Source organism: Arthrobacter sp. NtRootA1 (assembly GCF_019976975.1).
Classification (GTDB): domain Bacteria; phylum Actinomycetota; class Actinomycetes; order Actinomycetales; family Micrococcaceae; genus Arthrobacter; species Arthrobacter aromaticivorans.
Map to the genome: position 1 here is coordinate 1,235,075 of NZ_AP024630.1, position 18,869 is coordinate 1,253,943.

Below are 18,869 nucleotides of genomic sequence, written 5' to 3' on the forward strand. Positions count from 1 at the left end.
CTTTCTGTGTGGGTGGGGTGGAGCGAGTCGATGGAAACCGGTCAGGCTTCCTTGGAGATGACCTCTTTGGTGGACGTGGTCTCGTCCGGCTTGATGTCGTTGTTGCGCTGGAAGTTCTTCATCAACAGGCCGGTGATGGACCGCTTGCCTTGGATCTTGTTGTAGACGTCGAAGGCTACGGCGGCCAGGAGCACCAGGCCCTTGATGATCTGGGTGAGGTCGGCGCCTACGCCCAGAAGCTGGAGGCCGTTGTTCAGCACGGCCATCACCAAGCCACCGACGATCGAGCCGATCACGGTGCCAACGCCACCTGTAACGGCGGCGCCACCGATGAACACGGCTGCGATTGCGTCCAGTTCCCAACCGACGCCGTCAAAGGGGCCGGATGCGGTGGATCGGCCAACGAAGATCATGCCGGCGAGGCCTGCAAGGACGGACATGTTGAGCATGACCATGAAGTTGACCTTCTTGGACTGCACACCGGACAGTTCTGCAGCGTGCCGGTTGCCACCCACGGCGTAGACGTGGCGGCCCAGGACGGTCTTGTCAGCGATGAAACCGTAGATCAGGACGAGCACGGCCAGGATCAAACCGGGGATAGGGAAGGAGGTTCCGGGGCGGCCGGTGGCGAACAGGTACGTGGCGTAGAGGATGGCACCGCAGATCAGGACCAGCTTGGTGACCTCGACCCAGAGCTCGGGAACGTCGGCGCCAAGTGCCTTGTTGGTAGCCCGGGCCCGCAGAGACATGATGACAACGAACGCGGCGGCCAGGATTCCCAACAGCAACGTGAGGTTGTTGAAGCCAGTGTTCGGGCCAATTTCAGGCAGGTAGCCGGAGCCCAGGTACTGGAAGTCGCTGGGGACGGGGATGGTGTTGGATTTGCCCACGAACTGGTTGAAACCACGGAACAGGAGCATGCCTGCCAGCGTCACGATGAAGGCAGGAATGCCCACATACGCTGTCCAGAATCCTTGCCAGGCCCCGATCACGGCACCGAGTACCAGCCCGAAGAGCACGCCCATGTACCAGGGGATACCCCAGTCCCGGATGGCGAGAGCCACGGAAACACCCACAAATGCGGCCACTGATCCCACAGAGAGGTCGATGTGGCCGGCAATAATGACCAGGACCATACCGATGGCCAGGATCAGGATGTAGGAGTTGCCGTTGAACAGGTTGATCACGTTGCCCGGCGTCAGTGTCCGGCCCTCGGTGAAGATCTGGAAGAAGACGATAAGTGCCACCAGGGCGAAGATCATGCCGAACTGGCGGGTATTGCCACCAAATAGCTTCTTGAGCGCGTTCATTGTTTTGGTCCTTGTGTCAGGAAGGGGTGAGTCTGGGCCAACGGTCAGGCCGTCTTGCGGGCGGAGGTCATGAGTTTCATCAGGCTTTCCTGGCTGGCTTCGTTCTTGTCCAGGACACCGGTGATGGCGCCTTCAAAAATGGTGTAAATGCGGTCGGACAGGCCCAGGAGTTCCGGCAGCTCCGAGGAAATGACAATCACTCCCTTGCCCTGGTTCGCCAGCCTCTGGATGATGCCGTAGATCTCATACTTGGCTCCCACATCGATTCCACGGGTGGGTTCATCCAAAATCAGGAGATCCGGATCGGTGAACATCCATTTGGCCAGCACCACTTTCTGCTGGTTTCCGCCCGAGAGCTTGGCTACGCCTTCCTCCACCGACGGGGTCTTGGTACGCAGGGATTTTCGGTACTCCTCTGCCACCGAGAATTCCTTGCGGTCGTCCACCACCGTGTACTTGCTGATCGCACGGAGATTCGCTGCAACCGTGGTGGTCTTGATGTCATCCAGCAGGTTCAGGCCGAGGGACTTCCGGTCTTCCGTGACGTAGCCCAGGCCGGCGTCGATAGCCGCCCGGACGCTGCGGAGGTTGACCGGCTTGCCGTCCTTGTAAACCTGTCCCTTGATGTAACGGCCGTAGGAGTGTCCGAACAGAGAGCGGGCAAGTTCCGTGCGGCCGGCACCCATGAGTCCTGCGAATCCTACGATTTCACCGCGGCGCACATAGAAGTTGGAGCCCTTGCAGATCAGGCGATCCTGGATCTGCGGGTGACCCACCGTCCAATCCTTCACTTCGAAGAAGACCTCACCGATCTTCGGCTCGTGATCGGGGAAGCGGGACTCGAGGGTCCTGCCCACCATGCCTTTGATGATGCGGTCCTCGTCAACGCCATCCCGCTTGACGTTCAGCGTTTCAATGGACTTTCCATCACGGATGATGGTGATCTCGTCGGCGATCTGTTCGATCTCGTTGAGCTTGTGGGAAATGATGATCGAGGTGATTCCCTTGCCCTTCAGCCCCAGGATCAGGTCCAGCAGGTGCTGGGAGTCCGATTCGTTCAGGGCTGCTGTGGGCTCGTCCAGGATCAGCAGGCGGACCGACTTGTTCAGCGCCTTGGCGATTTCCACCAGCTGCTGCTTGCCGACGCCGATTTCCTTGATGGGGGTATCGGGGTCCTCACGGAGACCTACCCTGGCCAACAGCTCTACGGAGCGCTTCCGGGCTTCGGCCCAGTCGATGACACCCCATTTGGTTGGCTCGTTGCCCAGGAAGATGTTCTCCATGATGGACAACTCCGGGATCAACGCCAATTCCTGGTGGATGATGACGATGCCCGCAGCTTCACTCGCGCGGATGTCCTTGAATTGCTGCGTTTCGGCCATGTACACGATGTCCCCGGTGTAGCTGCCGTGTGGGTACACGCCGGAGAGAACTTTCATCAGCGTGGATTTTCCAGCACCGTTCTCTCCACAGATTGCGTGGATCTCGCCGGCCTTTACGCGCAGGCTCACATTCGACAAGGCCTTCACACCGGGGAATTCCTTCGTGATCGAGCGCATCTCCAAGAGGATCGGCTCGTCTTGCGTGTCGAGGGTTGTCATCAGCCCTTACGCCTCCAATGCATGACTTCGTTGTCGCTCCCCAAACGGCGGAGCTGTCTGATGAAAAAGTAAACTGGATCACGTGTCTTGTCGTCAAGACTTGAACACAAGAACCAGCTAACGATTTCGTTATCTACCCGTGATTCCGGCCTGTTGGAACACCAAGGCAGCTGCGCCAAGCGCTTCGGCACGTGCTCCCAAGGACGACATTGCGAGGTGCGTTGTTTCGCCCACCACGGGTACGGCGTGGCGAACAAGGCCCCTGCGAATGGGGTTGAGAAGGAGGTCGCCGAGGCCTGCCAGGGGCCCGCCGACGACGATCACTTCAGGGTTGATCAGGTTGGCGACGTTGCCCAGTGCTCGCCCCACGGCAAGGCCCGCATCATCCACCACGCGTTGGGTTGCGGAGTCGCCGGCAAGGCAATTCCGGACGATGTCCTGGGGCGTCAGCGATGTCTCTTTTCCCCTGCCTAGCAGCTCGATCATCGTGGTTGTGGAGGCGATGGTTTCGAGGCAGCCGCGGTTGCCGCACCGACACATCAGCCCGTGCTCGTGGATGGTTGCATGGCCGATTTCACCTGTGATGCCCACGTTCCCGTAGTACGGCACGCCGTTCAGAATCAGGCCCGAACCAATACCTGAACCGATCTTGAGGAACATCAGGTTGGACACCCCGCTGTGGGGTCCCCAAGTCACCTCCGATAACGCTCCAAGATTGGCGTCATTATCAACAAATACGGGACAATTCAGGGCTTCCTCGAGCCTATGAAGGATGTCGATTCCCACCCATTCGGGCAGGATCGCACCTTGGGCAACGGTCCCTGTCCTGCGGTCAATAGGGCCCGGGATGCCCGCACCGGCTCCCACTACCGCACTGGGATCGATGCCATTTTCTGCCAGCAATCGGCCAAGCAGCCGCACCGCCGCGGCGATCCCTTCCTCTGCGTGGTGGCCGAGCGGAAGTTCGATGAAATCCTCTGCGATGACGTGGTAGCCGAGGGATGCCAGAACCACCCGCAGGTGGCGTCGGCCAAAGTCGATTCCGACGGCGACTGCACCGTTGCTGTTCAACCTCACGTTGGTTGCCCGGCGTCCGGAGCTGGTGGTTGGCTCGGTGGAAACGAGGCCTGCGTCCTGCATGATTTTCACGATGTTGGACACCGTGGCGGTGGAGAGCCCGGTCTGCCTTGAAAGTTCGGCTTGCGTTGACGGCCCACTCAGCAAGCACTCGATAATCCGTTGCTGGTTCAGGTGCCGGAGCGCGGACTGCGAGCCGGGTTTTCGTGGTTGGCTCTTCGTTGAGCGCTGCGTAGCGGGCATGACAAGAAGATTGCCCCAAAAGCAACGTTGTAGTCAAGAAGTGAACACAAGCAGTCAAGCTTTCCCGACATACTCCAACGCAAGAGGCGCTCCGTCCTCCCGTTGCGGGGCCTGCTTTGCATCCCCACCGCCTCCCTGACTTCGCAAGCTCAGCCAGGGAACCCGGGCGGCGTGGGCCCTGCGAATGGTTGGGGCGCAGAGTGGGCCTCGCAGGGTGTGGCCCGGAAGGTTGCGGGGCGGTGTGCGTGCAATGCGTCCCGTGTCGATCGCCTCCGGGTCTAAATGCCCCGCTCCACGTGTCAGACCCCGGGCCTACTCTGGAAACAAGAAGACTTCCGGCCCTCACCGGTCCGGTACCCGGTGCAACCAAGGTGGTAATGATGCTGCTATCCGTCCTGCAGGCCAACGCTTCCGTCCTGGACGTTGAGGCGAACCTGCGCACGATCGACGACGCCGCCCGACGCGCCGCACAGGCAGGGGCAGGATTGCTCCTGACTCCGGAGCTCTTCCCGGTGGGTTACGCACCGCTGCGGCTTCACGCCGAATTGGATCCGGCAACGCTGCCGGGCATCCGCCAACGCCTTTCCGGCATCGCGCGCCAGCACAACATCGGACTCGTGTACAGCCTTCCGGCGCCGGCTCCCGCGGAGAACGCGTGGCACATCACCGCCACACTCATCGACGGCAACGGCGAGGAACTTCTCCATTACGCCAAAGTCCACCTCTTCGGTGCGGAGGAGCGCAAGGCGTTCGTGGGCGCCCAAGAACCTCCCGCCGTCGTGGATTTCAACGGGGTCCGAACATCGATGCTGATTTGCTACGACGTCGAGTTCCCGGAGGCAGTCCGGGCAGCGGCAACCCGTGGGGCTGAACTCCTGCTGGTGCCAACGGCTCTGTCCATGGGATTCGATAACGTGCCGCAGGTGCTCATCCGGGCCCGCGCGGTGGAGAGCCAGCTCAACGTTGCGTACGCCAACCACAGCGGGCACGAGGACATCTACAACTTCCTCGGCGGCAGCGTGGTTGCCGGCCCCGATGGCTCGTTGCTCGCGGCGGCGGGGGAGTCGGCAGCGCTCCTGTTCGCGGAAGTGGGCACGGAGACGGTGAAAGCCGCACGCGACGAAGTCCCTTATCTGCGCGAACGGCGGCCTGAGCTATACCGGGAGTGGGAGGCGGGCGCCTAAGCGCCAGCGTCAGGCCCGGCAACAAGCTCGTCCGCATACTGTAGCGCGATCCACAGTTCCGCCCGGACCTGTGCCTGGTTGAGGTCCATGTCGAACAGCTCGCCGAGGACTCCTATTTGGCGTCGGACGCTGTTGCGGTGCAGGCCCAGCAGCTTGGCGGAACCGTCCCAGCTTCCGTTTTCGCTGAGCCACCCGCGCAGTACGGACAGCAGTGGGTCACGGCGATCAGGTTCCAAAGACAAAACCGGCGCCAGGAGACGCTCGGCCAGCATGGTCCCCGCCTCGCGTCCAAGCAGACCGGTCACCGACCATTGCACTTCCTCCACGCGGACACTCTTTCCGCTGGACAACACGCGGCTCCGCAGCGAGCTCACCCGCTGGTAGGCCGCGGCAAGCCCGGTGAGTTCGGTCGGCTCGCCGATCGCCAGCCTCCAGCCCAGCTTCTCGACGTCGGCAAGCAGCGCGTCATCCACTTTCAACCGGGTGATGGCTGCGAAACCGTAGTCGGTTATTTCCACGAGCTTGGTATCGAACAGCCTGCGCCATTGCAGTAGCTCGCGGACTGGGCCGTCGCCGGCGGGCCAGTCAGGGGATTCGGCCTTGATGCCCTGCACTACCCGCATCTGTCCGGAGCGCGTCGAGGAAAGGCTCTGCGCCAGCAGGTCTTTGAGTCCGTTGACGTGCTTGGTGGCGCCGGTGGACAAGGTATCGGGATGCAGGAGCAATGCCGTGGCAAGCTGGCTCGGAGCAAGTGAACCGCTGGTTCGTTGACGGACCAGCAACTCCAGCAAACCCACCGCCGATTGCACCACATTGTTCTGCGCAGGCGTCAGCGGAGCGTCCGAACCAAGAATCAGCGCCCCAAGGTTCGCGTCCTTGGTACTGCGCAGGGGATGACCGAACACCAAGGCAGACCCAGGCTGCTCGAAACCATCCATCTCCACGCGCGGCCCGCTGCCGGTCAGCAACCGTTCCAGCAGCGGCGCCAACAAGGAATGCTCGACGCCGGTGCTGCCGCCGGCATTGTGCCCGCGCGCCCGCACCCGCCCGTCCGCCCCGACCAGCAGCGCCCACACAGGCACACGCTGGACGAGGGCTGCCAGTAATTCGTGCTCCGGCCTGGGGGAGAGGACTGCCCGCATGAGTTGGCGGTTGGTTTCGGCCAATTGCCGGAATACGCGGGCGTTGTCCGATTCCAGGAGCTGGGAGAACTCCAGGCCGATCGCGGCGAAGGGCACGGACTCCGGGACCTCGAACAGGGTGAGGTTGTGCCTGCGGCAGGCGTCGAGGAGGACGTCCGGGACGGCGTCGAAATAGGGCCGGATGCCGAATCCGAGCGCGGCCACCTTCGCACCCACCAGTCGCCGGACATAGGCGTCCACACTGGCCGCCGAGCCGCCCTCCCCAAGGAAAGGCAGCCCGGCGGTCAGCAGGAACTCGCCCTCCGGAAGATACGGGGTGGGATCTTCCAGTTCGCTCGGTTCCACCCACCGCAGCAGCGAGGCGCCGCTGCCGCCGTCGTGAAGCATTTTCAACTCGGGCGGCAGCTGCTCCAGGAACTGTTCCAGCGTGACGAAACTCAGGCGGGCGGTGGCGGGCTCAGGCAACATTGTCCTGCCCGGCGGCGGCCGGCTCCTGGTAGTCGGGGCACTCGTAGGCGGCGTCCATGGAGGCGCCGTCCAACGAGGCGTATATGCGCGGCAATCGTGGGGCGATCCTGTTGATGATTTCGTCCCCGTGGCTGCCGATCGCAGCGCCCCAATCGTCGGCGCTCGCCGCACCCGTGGCCGGGTCGCCGAACAACACCGCAGTATCGCCGACGTCGATCCCGGTCGCGTCGGGTCCGAGGTCCACCATGAATTGGTCCATGCAGACCTTACCGATGACCGGGACGCTGCGGCCTCCGATGTTCACCACCGAGCGGCCGCTGATGCCTTTAGGGATGCCGTCCGCGTAGCCAAGGGGAATGAGTCCCAGGTAGCGGGGTTCATACGTGATGGCTTGGTGCTCGTAGCTGACGCCGGTACCTGCCGGGACCTTCTTGACCATCACCAATGGGGCGGTGACGCTGAGCGCCGGCCGCAATCCGAAGTCGGTCGGGTTGAGGTGGTCTGCGGGAGCGAGGCCGTAAATTGCCAGTCCGGCCCGGACCATGTCGAAGTGGAATTCCGGGCGGTCCAGGATGTTGGCGGAGCTGGAAACGTGCCTCAGTTCAGGCGTGAGTCCGGCTTCGCGCGCCTCGCGGACGGCGTCTTCGAACTCCGCAACAGCGCTGGCGTTCCCAGGATGGGCGGGCACATCGGCCCAGGCCAAGTGGGTCCAAATGCCGCGGACCAGCACCGTGCCGTCCAGTTCCGCTTGCCGGGCATGAGCTACAAGTTCAGCCCAATCCTCTTTCCGCGCCCCGCCGCGGCTTAGCCCGCTGTCCAGTTCAAGGTGTACGACGGCGGGACGGCCGAGGCGTTCGGCGATGCCTGCCAGCACCTGGAGTTGGTGGACGCTTCCGAGGGAGACGTCGATGTTGTTTTCGAGTGCTTGCAGGATGGTGTCGCTCGTCTGTGATGCCAGATACAGCCACGAAAGGATCGGTGCGGTGATGCCTGCTTTGCGTAGTGTAATGGCTTCGGTGAGCTGCGCGGTGCCGAGCCAATCGGCCCCGGAAGCAACGGCCGTGCGGGCTACTTCCACGAGGCCATGACCGTAGGCGTTGCCCTTCACCACGGCCATGAAGAAGGGCGCCTTTGTCCGGTCCTTGAGGGCGCTGATGTTGTCTGAAATAGCGGACAGATCCACTCTGACCTGGCCGGAGAGGGCGAGCGAGCCGCCCTCTTGGTACTGTGCAATACGTCTCATGGTTGAACACTATAGGTCATTTTGCACCATTGTGAGAGATGGCTCACATGCCAGTCTTGTGGAGGGGAAATCGAAACTACTTTGAAGGGACGTCAAGGGTGACTGTGCCTGTGAACACTCAAAACTCAACGGCGGCGAGCATGGCCAGGCCAAGCCTCGGTGCCCAACTCCTGCGCCGCAAGCCGATCGGGCAGATGGCCGACGAGGCCGGAACCGGCGAAGGCGGTACGCCGCTTGTACGCAGCTTCGGTGTCCTTCAGCTGACCATGATCAGCGTCGGTGCAACGCTGGGTACCGGCATCCTGGTGATCCTTGGTGAGTCCGTGCCGCTGGCAGGCCCGGCGATCTGGATCTCCTTCGTGATCGCCGGTTTGGCTGCCCTCTTCTCGGCAGTGTCCTACGCGGAGATGGCCGGGCTCGTCCCGGTGGCAGGTTCCAGCTACTCCTACTCTTACGCCACCATGGGTGAGGGCATGGCGTGGATCTGCGGTTGGTGCCTGGTGCTGGAATATGCGGTGTCCGTGGCAGCTGTTGCAGTGGGCGCTGGACAATACGTCAACGAGACCCTGGCCGCGTTTGGACAGGTCCTGCCCGACGCGATGAGCCAGCCGCCGGGCGATGGTGGGGTGGTAAATGTCCCCGCCGTGGTGATCGTGGTTCTTGCCATGATCCTGCTGGTCCGGGGCGCCCGTGAAAGTGCATGGATCAACACCGCGATCGTCATCATCAAAGTGGGCATCCTGATCTTCTTCTGCGCGGTCGCTTTCACCGCTTTCAACGCCGGGAACTTCGAGCCCCTCATGCCGATGGGTGCAGCAGGCGTCTCCGCTGCCGCGTCGAGTGTGTTCTTCTCCTACATCGGATTCGATGCCGCCTCCACCGCCGGCGAGGAAGCCAGGAACCCCAAGCGGGACCTGCCACGCGCCATCCTGCTCTCCATGGTGATTGTCACCAGCATCTACGTCCTGGTCTCCGTTGCCGCGATCGGTGCCCGTCCGTGGGGCTGGTTCGATGGCACGGAAGCTGCCCTGGTCCAGATCCTGCATGAGATCACTGGGCAGCCGTGGATCGCCCTCGTCTTCTCTGCCGGTGCGGTGCTTGCCATCGCCAGTATCGTGCTGACCGTCCTTTACGGCCAGACCCGCATCCTGCTCTCGATGTCCCGTGATGGCATGGTGCCCAAGGTCTTCGGCCGCGTCTCCCGCCGCACCGGAACGCCAGTGGCCGGGACCCTGATAGTCGGAACCGCCGTCGCCCTCACCGCTGGCTTGGTCCCGCTGGGCGCCTTGGCTGACGCAACGAGCATCGGTACGCTCTTCGCCTTCGCGCTGGTCAACGTCGCCGTGATTTATCTCCGGCGCAACCGCCCGGATCTTGACCGCAGTTTCCGGGTTCCGCTGTACCCGATCACCCCAATCCTGGGCACGCTGATGTGTGCCTTCCTGATGCTCAACCTCGGCGCCGACACCTGGATCACGTTCGGTGTTTGGATGCTGGTGGGCATCGCCATCTACTTCGGCTACGGACGCCGGAATTCCAAGGTAGCCGCGCTCAGCGATGAGGACTACCGTGAACTGACCACCAGGGCCGTGAGCCCGGAAACTGTGAAAGCCGCAAACTGATGACCATCGCTACCGAACTTCCCACAGCCGACGTCGCCGCCTCCGAAGCGAAGGCAGGCGAAGCCCCCATCACCATGCTGAACCCGGACTTCCCCTTCAGTTATGACCATTACCTGGCGCACCCGGACGGACTCGGAAGCATTCCGGAAGAGCGCTACGGCACGGAAGTGGCCGTCATCGGCGCCGGCCTGTCAGGACTGGTCACCGCCTATGAGCTGATGAAGCTCGGCCTCAAGCCCGTCATCTACGAGGCCGACCAGATCGGAGGCCGTCTTCGCACGGCGAGCTTCCCGTCGGCGCCAGGCGTCGTAGCCGATCTTGGTGGCATGCGTTTCCCGGTTTCCGGCAAAGCCTTCTACCACTACGTGGACCTTCTTGGCTTGGAAACGCAGGACTTCCCCAACCCGATGGCCCCGGCGACGTCCAGCACAGTGATCGAACTTGCGGGTAAGAAGCACTACGCCACAACAGCAGCTGAGCTACCGGTATTTTTCCAGGAAGTAGCCGATGCCTGGAAAGCCGCAATCAACGATGGCGCTGCGTTCGCCGAAATGCAGGAAGCTATCAAAGCCCGCGATACCAAGCGGATCAAGGAACTCTGGAACGCACTCCTGCCCGAATTGGACGAGCAGACCTTCTACGGATTCATCGCAGCCAGCAAGTCCTTCAAGGAAGCCGGCTTCTCCCACCGCGAAGCGTTCGGCCAGGTCGGCTTTGGCACTGGCGGTTGGGACACCGATTTCCCCAACTCCATCCTGGAGATTCTCAGGGTCGTCTACACGGACGCAGACGACCAGCATCGGCTCATTTCGGGAGGAGCGCAAAGGCTCCCGGAAGCACTGTGGAACCACGCGCCGTCGGACCTTAAGCATTGGCCCGCCGGCACGTCGCTGTCGTCGCTGCACTCCGGCTCGCCGCGCGGAGCCGTGGACAACATCCGCCGCGCCGATAACGGTGATTTGGTAGTGCGCGAAAACTGGGGACGCGAAGCTACGTACCAAGCGGTGGTGACCACTTGCCAGTCGTGGTTGCTGTCCACGCGCATCCACACCGAGGAAGCGCTGTTCCCGGCCGAGCTGTGGACGGCGATCGAGCGCTCGCACTACATGCAGTCCTCGAAGACGTTCGTGATGGTGGACCGGCCCTTCTGGAAGGACATCGATCCGGAAACCGGACGCGAAGTCTTGTCCATGACGCTCACCGACCGCCTCAACCGGGCCACGTACTTGCTCGACGACGGCCCTGACAAGCCCGCTGTGATCCTCTTGTCCTACACATGGAACGACGACGCGCTGAAGTGGCTTGCACTCACTGCCGAAGAGCGCGTCAAGCTCATGTTGCACTCGCTGGAACAGATCTATCCGGGCGTGGACATTGCCAGCCACATTGTGGGGCAGCCGATTACTGTCTCCTGGGAAGCGGACCCCAACTTCATGGGTGCCTTCAAAGCCAACCTGCCGGGCCATTACCGGTACCAGCAGCGGCTCTTCACCCACTTCAAGCAGGACCAGCTGCCGGAAAGCCAACGCGGCATCTTCCTCGCCGGGGACGATGTGTCCTTCACCGCCGGATGGGCCGAAGGCGCAGTGACCACGGGCCTGAACGCCGTGTGGGGCGTGGTGAACCACTTGGGCGGATCCTCTGCTGCCGAAAACCCCGGTCCGGGTGATCTGCTGGACGAATTCGGCCCGATCAGCCTGGACTAATTTCCAACGTTGCGGGCCCTGCCCTGCGTCCCAACCACTCGCAGGGCCCACGCCGCCCGGGTTCCCTGGCTGAGCTTGCGAAGTCAGGGAGGCGGTGGGGATGCAGAGCAGGCCCCGCATTGTTGCTTAAGACGTGTGCATGTCCCGGTGCGCCGCGGCGAGGTCCTTGTAGTGGGCGGCGTTGTGCTTGACGCCTTCGAATTCCTCGTCAGTCAATTCCCGGCGAACCTTGGCCGGCACACCCGCTACCAGGGAGCGTGGCGGAATCACCGTGCCTTCCAGGACCACAGCGCCAGCGGCAATCAGCGAGCCCGTACCGATCACTGCACCATTGAGGATGGTGGCGCTCATGCCGATAAGGCAGTCGTCCTCCACAGTGCAGCCGTGGACCACTGCGCTGTGCCCAATGGAGACGCGCTCGCCAACGGTGCAGGGGAATCCGGGGTCGGCGTGCAGGACCACGTTGTCCTGGAGGTTGGAGCCGGCACCGACCCTGATGGCAGCCGTATCGGCACGGACCGAAACCCCGTAAAAGGCGCTGGAGTCCTCGGCCAAGGTGGCCTTGCCAATGATGGATGCGGTGGGCGCAACGAATGCAGATTCATGGATGGCCGGAGTGTCCCCGGCAAAGGTGTAAGAGGGAGCCATGGAGCCAGCTTAGTTCCCAACTGAGTCGCAGCAGTGCGCGTTATGAGCGCTCAAAACGCGCACAAATGCGACCTAGTTGGGTGAGGGGGTGCGCAGAACCAGGAATTGGTAGTGCTGCGTCCAGTTCCCGGCGCCGGGTCCGGACTCCACACCCGTACCTTCCGGCCATGTCCGGAAATGCTCGATCACGCCGTGCTCTCCGAAGATCCGCCGCACGGTGTCGTCGCTGCGGCGGCTGAAGAAGCGCCGCGGCTCTTCGACGTCCTCGGGGTTTAGAACTTCCACGTCCTCACCTGACCAAAGCCCGACGGCGATTGGCGCACCAGCCGCGCTGACCCGCACAAGTTCGCTGACGACGTCGTGAATCCTGCTGTTGGGGACATGCAGCAGGGTGCTCATGGTCCAAACGGCCGCAAACGCGCCATCAACAAAAGGCAGGCTGCGTCCGCTGGCCACTGAACAATCCAGCCCATGCGCCCGCGCCAGGTGAATGCTCTCCTCTGAGAGGTCCACGCCGGTGTAATGCAGTCCTGCGCGGACAAATTCCAGGCCCTCGACGCCGGTCCCGCAGCCCAGCTCGAACACGGAGTGTCGATGCTCGTCCTTCAAGAGCCGGACGAACCATTCCCGGCACTCAACACGATGCGGTGTCAGCGCACGGGTGTTCGGGACCGGGGCTTGGCGGTCGTAGAAAACGGCGAGGTCAGCCTCGTGGTCTTGCATACCCCCAGCGTAGATCGCCCAACTGACTGGCAGTAGTGGTTGCTATGAGCCCTTCGAACAACCACTATTGCCAGTCAGTTGGGACGGGAGTCAGTTGAATACAACGGTGCGGGTGCCGTCCAGGAGTACGCGGTGTTCGGCGTGCCACTGAACGGCCTGGGCCAGGGTGCGTCCCTCCACGTCCCGGCCCATCTGCACGAACTGGGCAGCCGTGCGTGCGTGGTCAACGCGGATGACTTCCTGCTCGATGATCGGGCCCTCATCGAGGTCGGCGGTCACATAGTGGGCCGTGGCGCCGATGATCTTCACACCGCGGGCGTGGGCCTGGTGGTACGGCTTGGCACCCTTGAAGGACGGCAGGAACGAGTGGTGGATGTTAATGGCCTTGCCGTTCAACTCCGTGCAGAGCTCGTTGGAGAGGACCTGCATGTAACGCGCCAGGACCGTGAGCTCGACGTCGTGGTCAGAAATGAGCTTGAGCAGCTCGGCCTCGGCCTGCGGCTTGGTCTCCGGTGTCACGGGAATGTGGTGGAACGGGATCCCGTAGAAACGGGCCAGCTCCTCAAGGTCGCGGTGGTTTGAAACGATCGCCGGAACCTCGATTGGCAGCGTACCCGTGCGCTGCTGGAACAGGAGATCGTTGAGGCAGTGCGCATCCTTGGAACAGAGAATGATGGTGCGGACTTTCTGGCCCACCGGGTTGATCTGCCACGTCATGCCAAAGGACTCAGCTACCGGCCGCAAGGCGGCGGCCAGTTCGTCCTGGGAGGACGTCGTGGTTGACTCCACCCGCATGAAGAAGTTGCCTGTGCTGGGGCTTCCGTACTGCTGGGAATCGGCGATGTTGCAACCGGCTTCGAGCAAGGCGCCGGCAACGGCGTGGACGATGCCTGGGCGGTCTGGGCAGGACAGTGTTACTACGAAAGCGGCGGAATCAGTCACACGGATAAGCCTACCTGTGCCGCCTTGTTGTACTGTTAACGGGTCGCAACTGGCGTTGGGTGGACTACCACCAGGGAGCGGCAATCACGAAGACCACGGATCGTACGCCTGGGCCGAGGGTCATGTCTTACCGCTGCACGCACGTGACCAATGCCTCCGTAATCAAGGGGACGCGGGAATGCTGCTGCCGGTAGCCTGACCTGTAGCACCACCCGTTGCCTAGCCAGGAGATCTCCGTGCCTACCACCACTTCCGCGACTGTCAGCAACCAGTCGCTCGCTGAGCTCGATCCCGAGATCGCAGCAGTCCTCGACCAGGAACTCGGCCGCCAGCGCGGCACCCTGGAAATGATCGCCTCCGAAAACTTCGCCCCGCGCGCCGTCATGGAAGCCCAGGGCTCCGTCCTGACCAACAAGTACGCCGAGGGTTACCCGGGCCGCCGCTACTACGGCGGCTGTGAGTACGTTGACGTCGCGGAGCAGCTGGCGATCGACCGCGTCAAGGAACTCTTCGGTGCGGAGTACGCCAACGTCCAGCCGCACTCCGGTGCCCAGGCCAACGCTGCCGCGCTGTCCGCCATGATCACCCCCGGCGACAAGATCCTTGGTCTTTCCTTGGCACACGGCGGCCACCTGACCCACGGCATGAAGCTGAACTTCTCCGGCAAGCTCTACCAGGTTGCTGCCTACCAGGTGGAAGAAGACACCTTCCGCGTGGACATGGACAAGCTGCGCGAGCAAGCCATCGCCGAGAAGCCGCAGGTCATCATCGCCGGCTGGTCCGCGTATCCCCGCCACCTGGATTTCGCTGCCTTCCGCTCCATCGCGGACGAGGTTGGCGCGCTCCTCTGGACGGACATGGCACACTTCGCCGGCCTGGTTGCAGCAGGCCTGCACCCGAGCCCGGTTCCGCACTCCGACGTCGTCACCTCCACCGTGCACAAGACCCTCGCAGGCCCGCGTTCCGGCGTGATCCTGGCCAAGGAACAGTACGGCAAGAAGATCAACTCCAACGTCTTCCCCGGCCAGCAGGGCGGTCCGCTCATGCACGTCATCGCGGCCAAGGCTGTTGCCTTCAAGATCGCCGGCAGCGAGGAATTCAAGGAACGCCAGGAGCGCGTCCTCGAAGGTGCCAAGATCATTGCAGACCGTCTCAACCAGTCCGACGTTGCCGAGGCAGGCGTTTCGGTCCTCACCGGCGGCACCGACGTCCACCTGGTCCTCGTGGACCTGCGTAACTCGCAGCTGGACGGCCAGCAGGCTGAAGACCTCCTGCACTCGGTGGGCATCACCGTGAACCGCAACGCCGTTCCGTTCGACCCCCGCCCGCCGATGGTCACCTCCGGCCTCCGCATCGGTACGCCTGCACTGGCTACCCGCGGATTCGGTGCCACCGAGTTCACCGAGGTTGCCGAGATCATCGCCACCGCGCTGAAGGCAGGCTCCGCCACCGACGTCGAGTCACTCCAGGCCCGCGTCGACAAGCTCGCCGCGGACTTCCCGCTGTACCCGCAGCACGAGCAGTGGTAACCCGCCGCTCCCTCGGCAAAAAGCGCACATAAGCACCACCCGGGCATGGCCCGGAAACAACGGGATCCGCCGCCACACCATCGGCGGCGGGTCCCGTTGCATGAACCTTTGAATAGGTCACCACCAGAAAGAGCAGATGGAATGACACAGTCCACCGCACAGATCCTTGACGGCAAGGCCACCGCCGCAGCCATCAAGGCAGAACTGACCGAACGCGTTTCCGTCCTCGCGGCAAAGGGCATCGTCCCCGGCCTGGGCACCATCCTGGTGGGTTCGGACCCCGGCAGCACCTGGTACGTCGGCGGCAAGCACAAGGACTGCGCCGAGGTGGGCATCCAGTCCATCCGCCGGGACCTGCCCGAGGACATCACCCAGGAAGACCTCCTGAAGGTTGTCCGCGAACTCAACGAGAACCCGGAATGCACGGGCTACATCGTTCAGTTGCCGCTGCCCAAGCACATTGACCAGGACGTCATCCTGGAAGCCATGGATCCGAACAAGGACGCCGATGGCCTGCACCCCATGAACCTTGGCCGCCTGGTGGCCAACGTCAGTGGCGAAATGAAGTCCCCGCTTCCCTGCACACCCAAGGGCTGTGTGGAACTGATGCGCCGGCACGGCATCGAGCTCAACGGCAAGCGCGTCCTGGTAGTGGGCCGCGGCGTCACCATTGGCCGCCCGATCGGCCTCCTGCTCACCCGCAGGGAAGTCAACGCCACGGTCATCCTGGCGCACACGGGAACCGTTGACCTGCCCGCTGAACTCAAGCAGGCCGACGTCGTGATTGCCGCTGCAGGCGTGCCGCACATGATCAAGGCTGGAGACCTCAAGCCGGGCGCAGTAGTGCTCGACGTCGGTGTCAGCCGCGTGGAGGACAGTAACGGCAAGGCTGTGGTCACCGGAGACGTGGACCCGGCAGCTGCCGACGTCGCCGCCTGGCTGTCCCCGAACCCGGGCGGCGTGGGTCCGATGACCCGCGCCATGCTGCTCGCCAACGTTGTGGAGAGCGCCGAGCGCGCAGCGGGCATCGCCTGAGGCGTACCAGCAGTCGAAAACGCAGGGCGTCTACTCCTTCGGGAGTAGTCGCCCTGCTCCGTTAACCCGACGACGAACACCCGGGACCAAAGCTAGGCTCGGTGTATGCAACCCCGTTTCCCTGGTGGCCGCCGTTTTGCAGGCCCACCCACGAGCTTCATCGTCATCACGGTGGCCCTCATCCAGGTGGCGGGGACGCTTTTTTCCGCGGGCCATCAGGACGCCCCGCGGCCGTTGGACGCGCTTGCGATCCTATTGCTGCTGGCCGGGCCTGCGGGACTGGCGTTCCGGAGGCGGGCGCCTGCGGTTATGCTTCCCGTCGCCCTCGTGGCCACGGGGGCCTATGTTGGCCTGGGCTACCCCTGGGGTCCCATTCCGCTCTCCCTGGCGGTGGCCATAGTTCTCACGTCGTCGGCGGGTTTGCGCTGGCAGGCGTGGGTGGGGGCCGGAATCGCGGCTGCCGCAGTGGTGTTCGCGGCCGCACTCAGCGGCGATCCCAACTGGCCCCTCCGCGCTTCAGCCGGGGTGGGATGGGCCGCTATTTTGGTGCTGATAGGGCAGGGATTCCGACGCCGGAGTGAGCGGTTCGCGGAATACCGACGCCGCCGGGAGGCCGCCCGGAAGGCCGAACGCGATGAGTACCGGCTCACGCTCGCCCGCGATATCCACGACGTCGTGGCTCATTCCTTGTCCATGATCAACGTCCAGGCATCTGTGGCGTTGCACGTGGGCTCGGATGATCCCGCGAAGCTCAGGCCGGCTCTGGAGGCCATCAAGGCAGCCAGCAAGGAGTCCCTCACGGAAGTCCGGCAACTCCTGGGCGTGTTGCGGGAGGACGTCCCGCTTGCCCCGGCGGCCCGTCCTACGCTTGCCAGGATCCCCGAACTTGTGAGGAACGCGGAGCTGGGTGGCTTGCAGGTGCGTTTCGAGGACCACTCGAACCATGATCTCGTCGGCCTGGCCCAGCAGGAAGCGGCGTACCGGATCATCCAGGAAGCCCTGACCAACGTCGGCAGGCACTCAGGTGCCCAATCCGCCGTCGTACATCTTTCCCATGCGGAAGAGGCCCTGACTGTCCGGATAGACGACGACGGCGCGGGCATGGGCGGGGCGCTCCCGGGCAACGGCCTCACGGGGATGCGCGAGAGGGCGGTCGCCTTGGGCGGGACGCTCACGCTGCACGAACTCCAGCCCGGGCTCCGCGTAGAGGCGCTGCTGCCCACAACAGACCAGGCAGAAGGAAACCAGCCATGATCCGCATCCTCCTCGCCGATGACCAGACCCTCATCCGGGCGGGCTTCCGTGCCCTCCTGGACGCTGAACCGGACATGGAAGTGGTGGCCGAGGCCGGCACGGGCAGGGAGGCTGTGAGGCTGGCGGCGCGCGACAAACCGGACGTCATCCTCATGGACATCCGGATGCCCGACGACGACGGCCTCACCGCCACCCGCAGGATTCTTGCCGACCCAACCCTGTCCGGCACACGCATCATCATCCTGACAACCTTCGAGCTCGACGAGTACATCGCCGAGGCTGTCCGCGCGGGCGCAGCTGGTTTCCTGGTGAAGGACACCGAACCCGCGGAGCTGATCCGCGCCGTCCGGGTGGTCCACGACGGCGATGCGCTGCTCTCGCCCTCGGTCACCCGGCGGATCATGGCACAAATGGCGTCCCAGAGCCGGGCGGCAGGAAAAGTGATTCCCCTCGAACAGGTGACGGAACGCGAACGCGAAGTCTTGGCCTTGGTGGGCGAGGGCCTAAACAATGCAGAGATCGCCGAACGCCTGTTCATCACCCCGCTGACTGCGAAGACCCACGTATCGCGCATCATGACCAAGCTGATGGTCCGCGACCGCTCCCAACTGGTGGTGCTCGCGTATGAATCAGGGCTGGTGAGGCCAGGCTGGAGCAGCTGACGGGCTACCACCGCCTCCCAAGGGAGTATGGCAGCGCCTTCAGGTGACTCCCGACGGCGGACGTCCCGCCGACCGTCCGCGGGCAGACTTGAACCAGAGCCGAAAGACGGTTCACGCCGGGAAACGGCGGAGAGAGTTTGGATCACTGACATGTTCACCGCATTGACTTCAATCGTCGGGGAGACCACCACGCTCGGGGGAGCGCTGGCACAGCTGCCGGCCACCGTCGTCGCGCACGGTCCCTGGGGTGACGGCACGTTTTGGCCGTTCTTCCTCCTGTTCCCGCTGTTCTGGATCCTCGTGATTTTCCTATTCATTTTCGTCGGCCGGCGGGCTTGGCGCCGCAACCATCACTGGGCAGCAACCCAGGGTGCTGAGGGCGTGCTGCGCGAACGCTATGCACGGGGCGAAATTGATGAGACGGAGTTCCGGCAGCGGTTGGAGGTATTGCGCTCGCAGCCACCGTCCTGACCTGGACGG

General features: G+C 63.4%; 16 protein-coding genes. 8 read left to right on the forward strand and 8 right to left on the reverse strand.

Features of this window, described 5'->3' with window-relative positions; translation table 11 throughout:
• Positions 1-41 precede the first annotated feature (41 nt).
• From mmsB to LDN90_RS05835, 3 genes are all read right to left on the reverse strand, one after another.
• Complete coding sequence (gene mmsB / locus LDN90_RS05825; protein WP_216924858.1) at positions 42-1,310, reverse strand: multiple monosaccharide ABC transporter permease; 1,269 nt, start codon at positions 1,308-1,310, stop codon at positions 42-44.
• A gap of 44 nt (positions 1,311-1,354) precedes the next feature.
• A complete protein-coding gene (gene mmsA, locus LDN90_RS05830) occupies positions 1,355-2,911 on the reverse strand; it encodes a multiple monosaccharide ABC transporter ATP-binding protein (RefSeq protein ID WP_223948327.1) in 1,557 nt (518 codons plus the stop codon).
• A gap of 129 nt (positions 2,912-3,040) precedes the next feature.
• Complete coding sequence (locus LDN90_RS05835; RefSeq protein ID WP_216924860.1) at positions 3,041-4,231, reverse strand: ROK family transcriptional regulator; 1,191 nt, start codon at positions 4,229-4,231, stop codon at positions 3,041-3,043.
• A 377-nt stretch (positions 4,232-4,608) separates the two neighbouring features.
• Between LDN90_RS05835 and LDN90_RS05840 the strand changes: the two genes are divergently transcribed.
• Positions 4,609-5,415, forward strand: a complete 807-nt coding sequence (locus LDN90_RS05840; protein ID WP_216924861.1) for a carbon-nitrogen hydrolase family protein — start codon at positions 4,609-4,611, stop codon at positions 5,413-5,415.
• Here the strand turns inward: LDN90_RS05840 and LDN90_RS05845 are convergent.
• Together LDN90_RS05845 and alr are read right to left on the reverse strand one after the other, a co-directional pair.
• Positions 5,412-7,025, reverse strand: a complete 1,614-nt coding sequence (locus LDN90_RS05845) for a PucR family transcriptional regulator (RefSeq protein WP_223948328.1) — start codon at positions 7,023-7,025, stop codon at positions 5,412-5,414. The genes LDN90_RS05840 and LDN90_RS05845 overlap by 4 nt on opposite strands.
• Entirely contained in the window at positions 7,015-8,268 is a 1,254-nt protein-coding gene (gene alr / locus LDN90_RS05850; protein ID WP_223948329.1) for an alanine racemase, read from the reverse strand. The genes LDN90_RS05845 and alr overlap by 11 nt, the downstream gene beginning before the upstream one ends.
• A 140-nt stretch (positions 8,269-8,408) precedes the next feature.
• Here alr and LDN90_RS05855 point away from each other — a divergent pair, with 140 nt between their 5' ends.
• Both LDN90_RS05855 and LDN90_RS05860 read left to right on the forward strand, forming a co-directional pair.
• On the forward strand, positions 8,409-9,890 hold the full coding sequence (locus LDN90_RS05855) for an amino acid permease (RefSeq protein ID WP_223949245.1): 1,482 nt from the start codon (positions 8,409-8,411) through the stop codon (positions 9,888-9,890).
• Positions 9,890-11,596, forward strand: a complete 1,707-nt coding sequence (locus tag LDN90_RS05860; protein ID WP_223948330.1) for an NAD(P)/FAD-dependent oxidoreductase — start codon at positions 9,890-9,892, stop codon at positions 11,594-11,596. The genes LDN90_RS05855 and LDN90_RS05860 overlap by 1 nt, the downstream gene beginning before the upstream one ends.
• Positions 11,597-11,722: 126 nt before the next feature.
• Here LDN90_RS05860 and LDN90_RS05865 read toward each other — a convergent pair whose 3' ends face one another.
• The 3 genes from LDN90_RS05865 to purU form a co-directional block, all read right to left on the reverse strand.
• Positions 11,723-12,244: a gamma carbonic anhydrase family protein gene (locus tag LDN90_RS05865; RefSeq protein WP_223948331.1), complete on the reverse strand. Its 522-nt coding sequence runs from the start codon at positions 12,242-12,244 to the stop codon at positions 11,723-11,725.
• A 72-nt stretch (positions 12,245-12,316) separates the two neighbouring features.
• Positions 12,317-12,967 (reverse strand): class I SAM-dependent methyltransferase, encoded by a 651-nt coding sequence (locus LDN90_RS05870; RefSeq protein ID WP_223948332.1) that lies wholly within the window; start codon positions 12,965-12,967, stop codon positions 12,317-12,319.
• A 90-nt stretch (positions 12,968-13,057) separates the two neighbouring features.
• Positions 13,058-13,909, reverse strand: coding sequence for a formyltetrahydrofolate deformylase (purU, locus tag LDN90_RS05875; RefSeq protein ID WP_223948333.1), 852 nt, complete (start codon positions 13,907-13,909; stop codon positions 13,058-13,060).
• 230 nt (positions 13,910-14,139) lie between these two features.
• Between purU and glyA the strand changes: the two genes are divergently transcribed.
• The 5 genes from glyA (at position 14,140) to LDN90_RS05900 (ending at position 18,860) form a co-directional block, all read left to right on the forward strand.
• Positions 14,140-15,438 (forward strand): serine hydroxymethyltransferase, encoded by a 1,299-nt coding sequence (gene glyA / locus LDN90_RS05880; protein WP_275964107.1) that lies wholly within the window; start codon positions 14,140-14,142, stop codon positions 15,436-15,438.
• Between the two features lie 141 nt (positions 15,439-15,579).
• The gene (locus LDN90_RS05885; protein WP_216924868.1) at positions 15,580-16,473 is read left to right on the forward strand and encodes a bifunctional methylenetetrahydrofolate dehydrogenase/methenyltetrahydrofolate cyclohydrolase; all 894 of its coding nucleotides are present in this window, start codon (positions 15,580-15,582) and stop codon (positions 16,471-16,473) included.
• A gap of 105 nt (positions 16,474-16,578) precedes the next feature.
• A complete protein-coding gene (locus LDN90_RS05890; RefSeq protein ID WP_223948335.1) occupies positions 16,579-17,727 on the forward strand; it encodes a histidine kinase in 1,149 nt (382 codons plus the stop codon).
• Positions 17,724-18,389, forward strand: a complete 666-nt coding sequence (locus LDN90_RS05895; protein ID WP_223948336.1) for a response regulator transcription factor — start codon at positions 17,724-17,726, stop codon at positions 18,387-18,389. The genes LDN90_RS05890 and LDN90_RS05895 overlap by 4 nt, the downstream gene beginning before the upstream one ends.
• Before the next feature lie 150 nt (positions 18,390-18,539).
• The gene (locus LDN90_RS05900) at positions 18,540-18,860 is read left to right on the forward strand and encodes an SHOCT domain-containing protein (RefSeq protein ID WP_223948337.1); all 321 of its coding nucleotides are present in this window, start codon (positions 18,540-18,542) and stop codon (positions 18,858-18,860) included.
• The last annotated feature ends 9 nt before the right edge of the window (positions 18,861-18,869 follow it).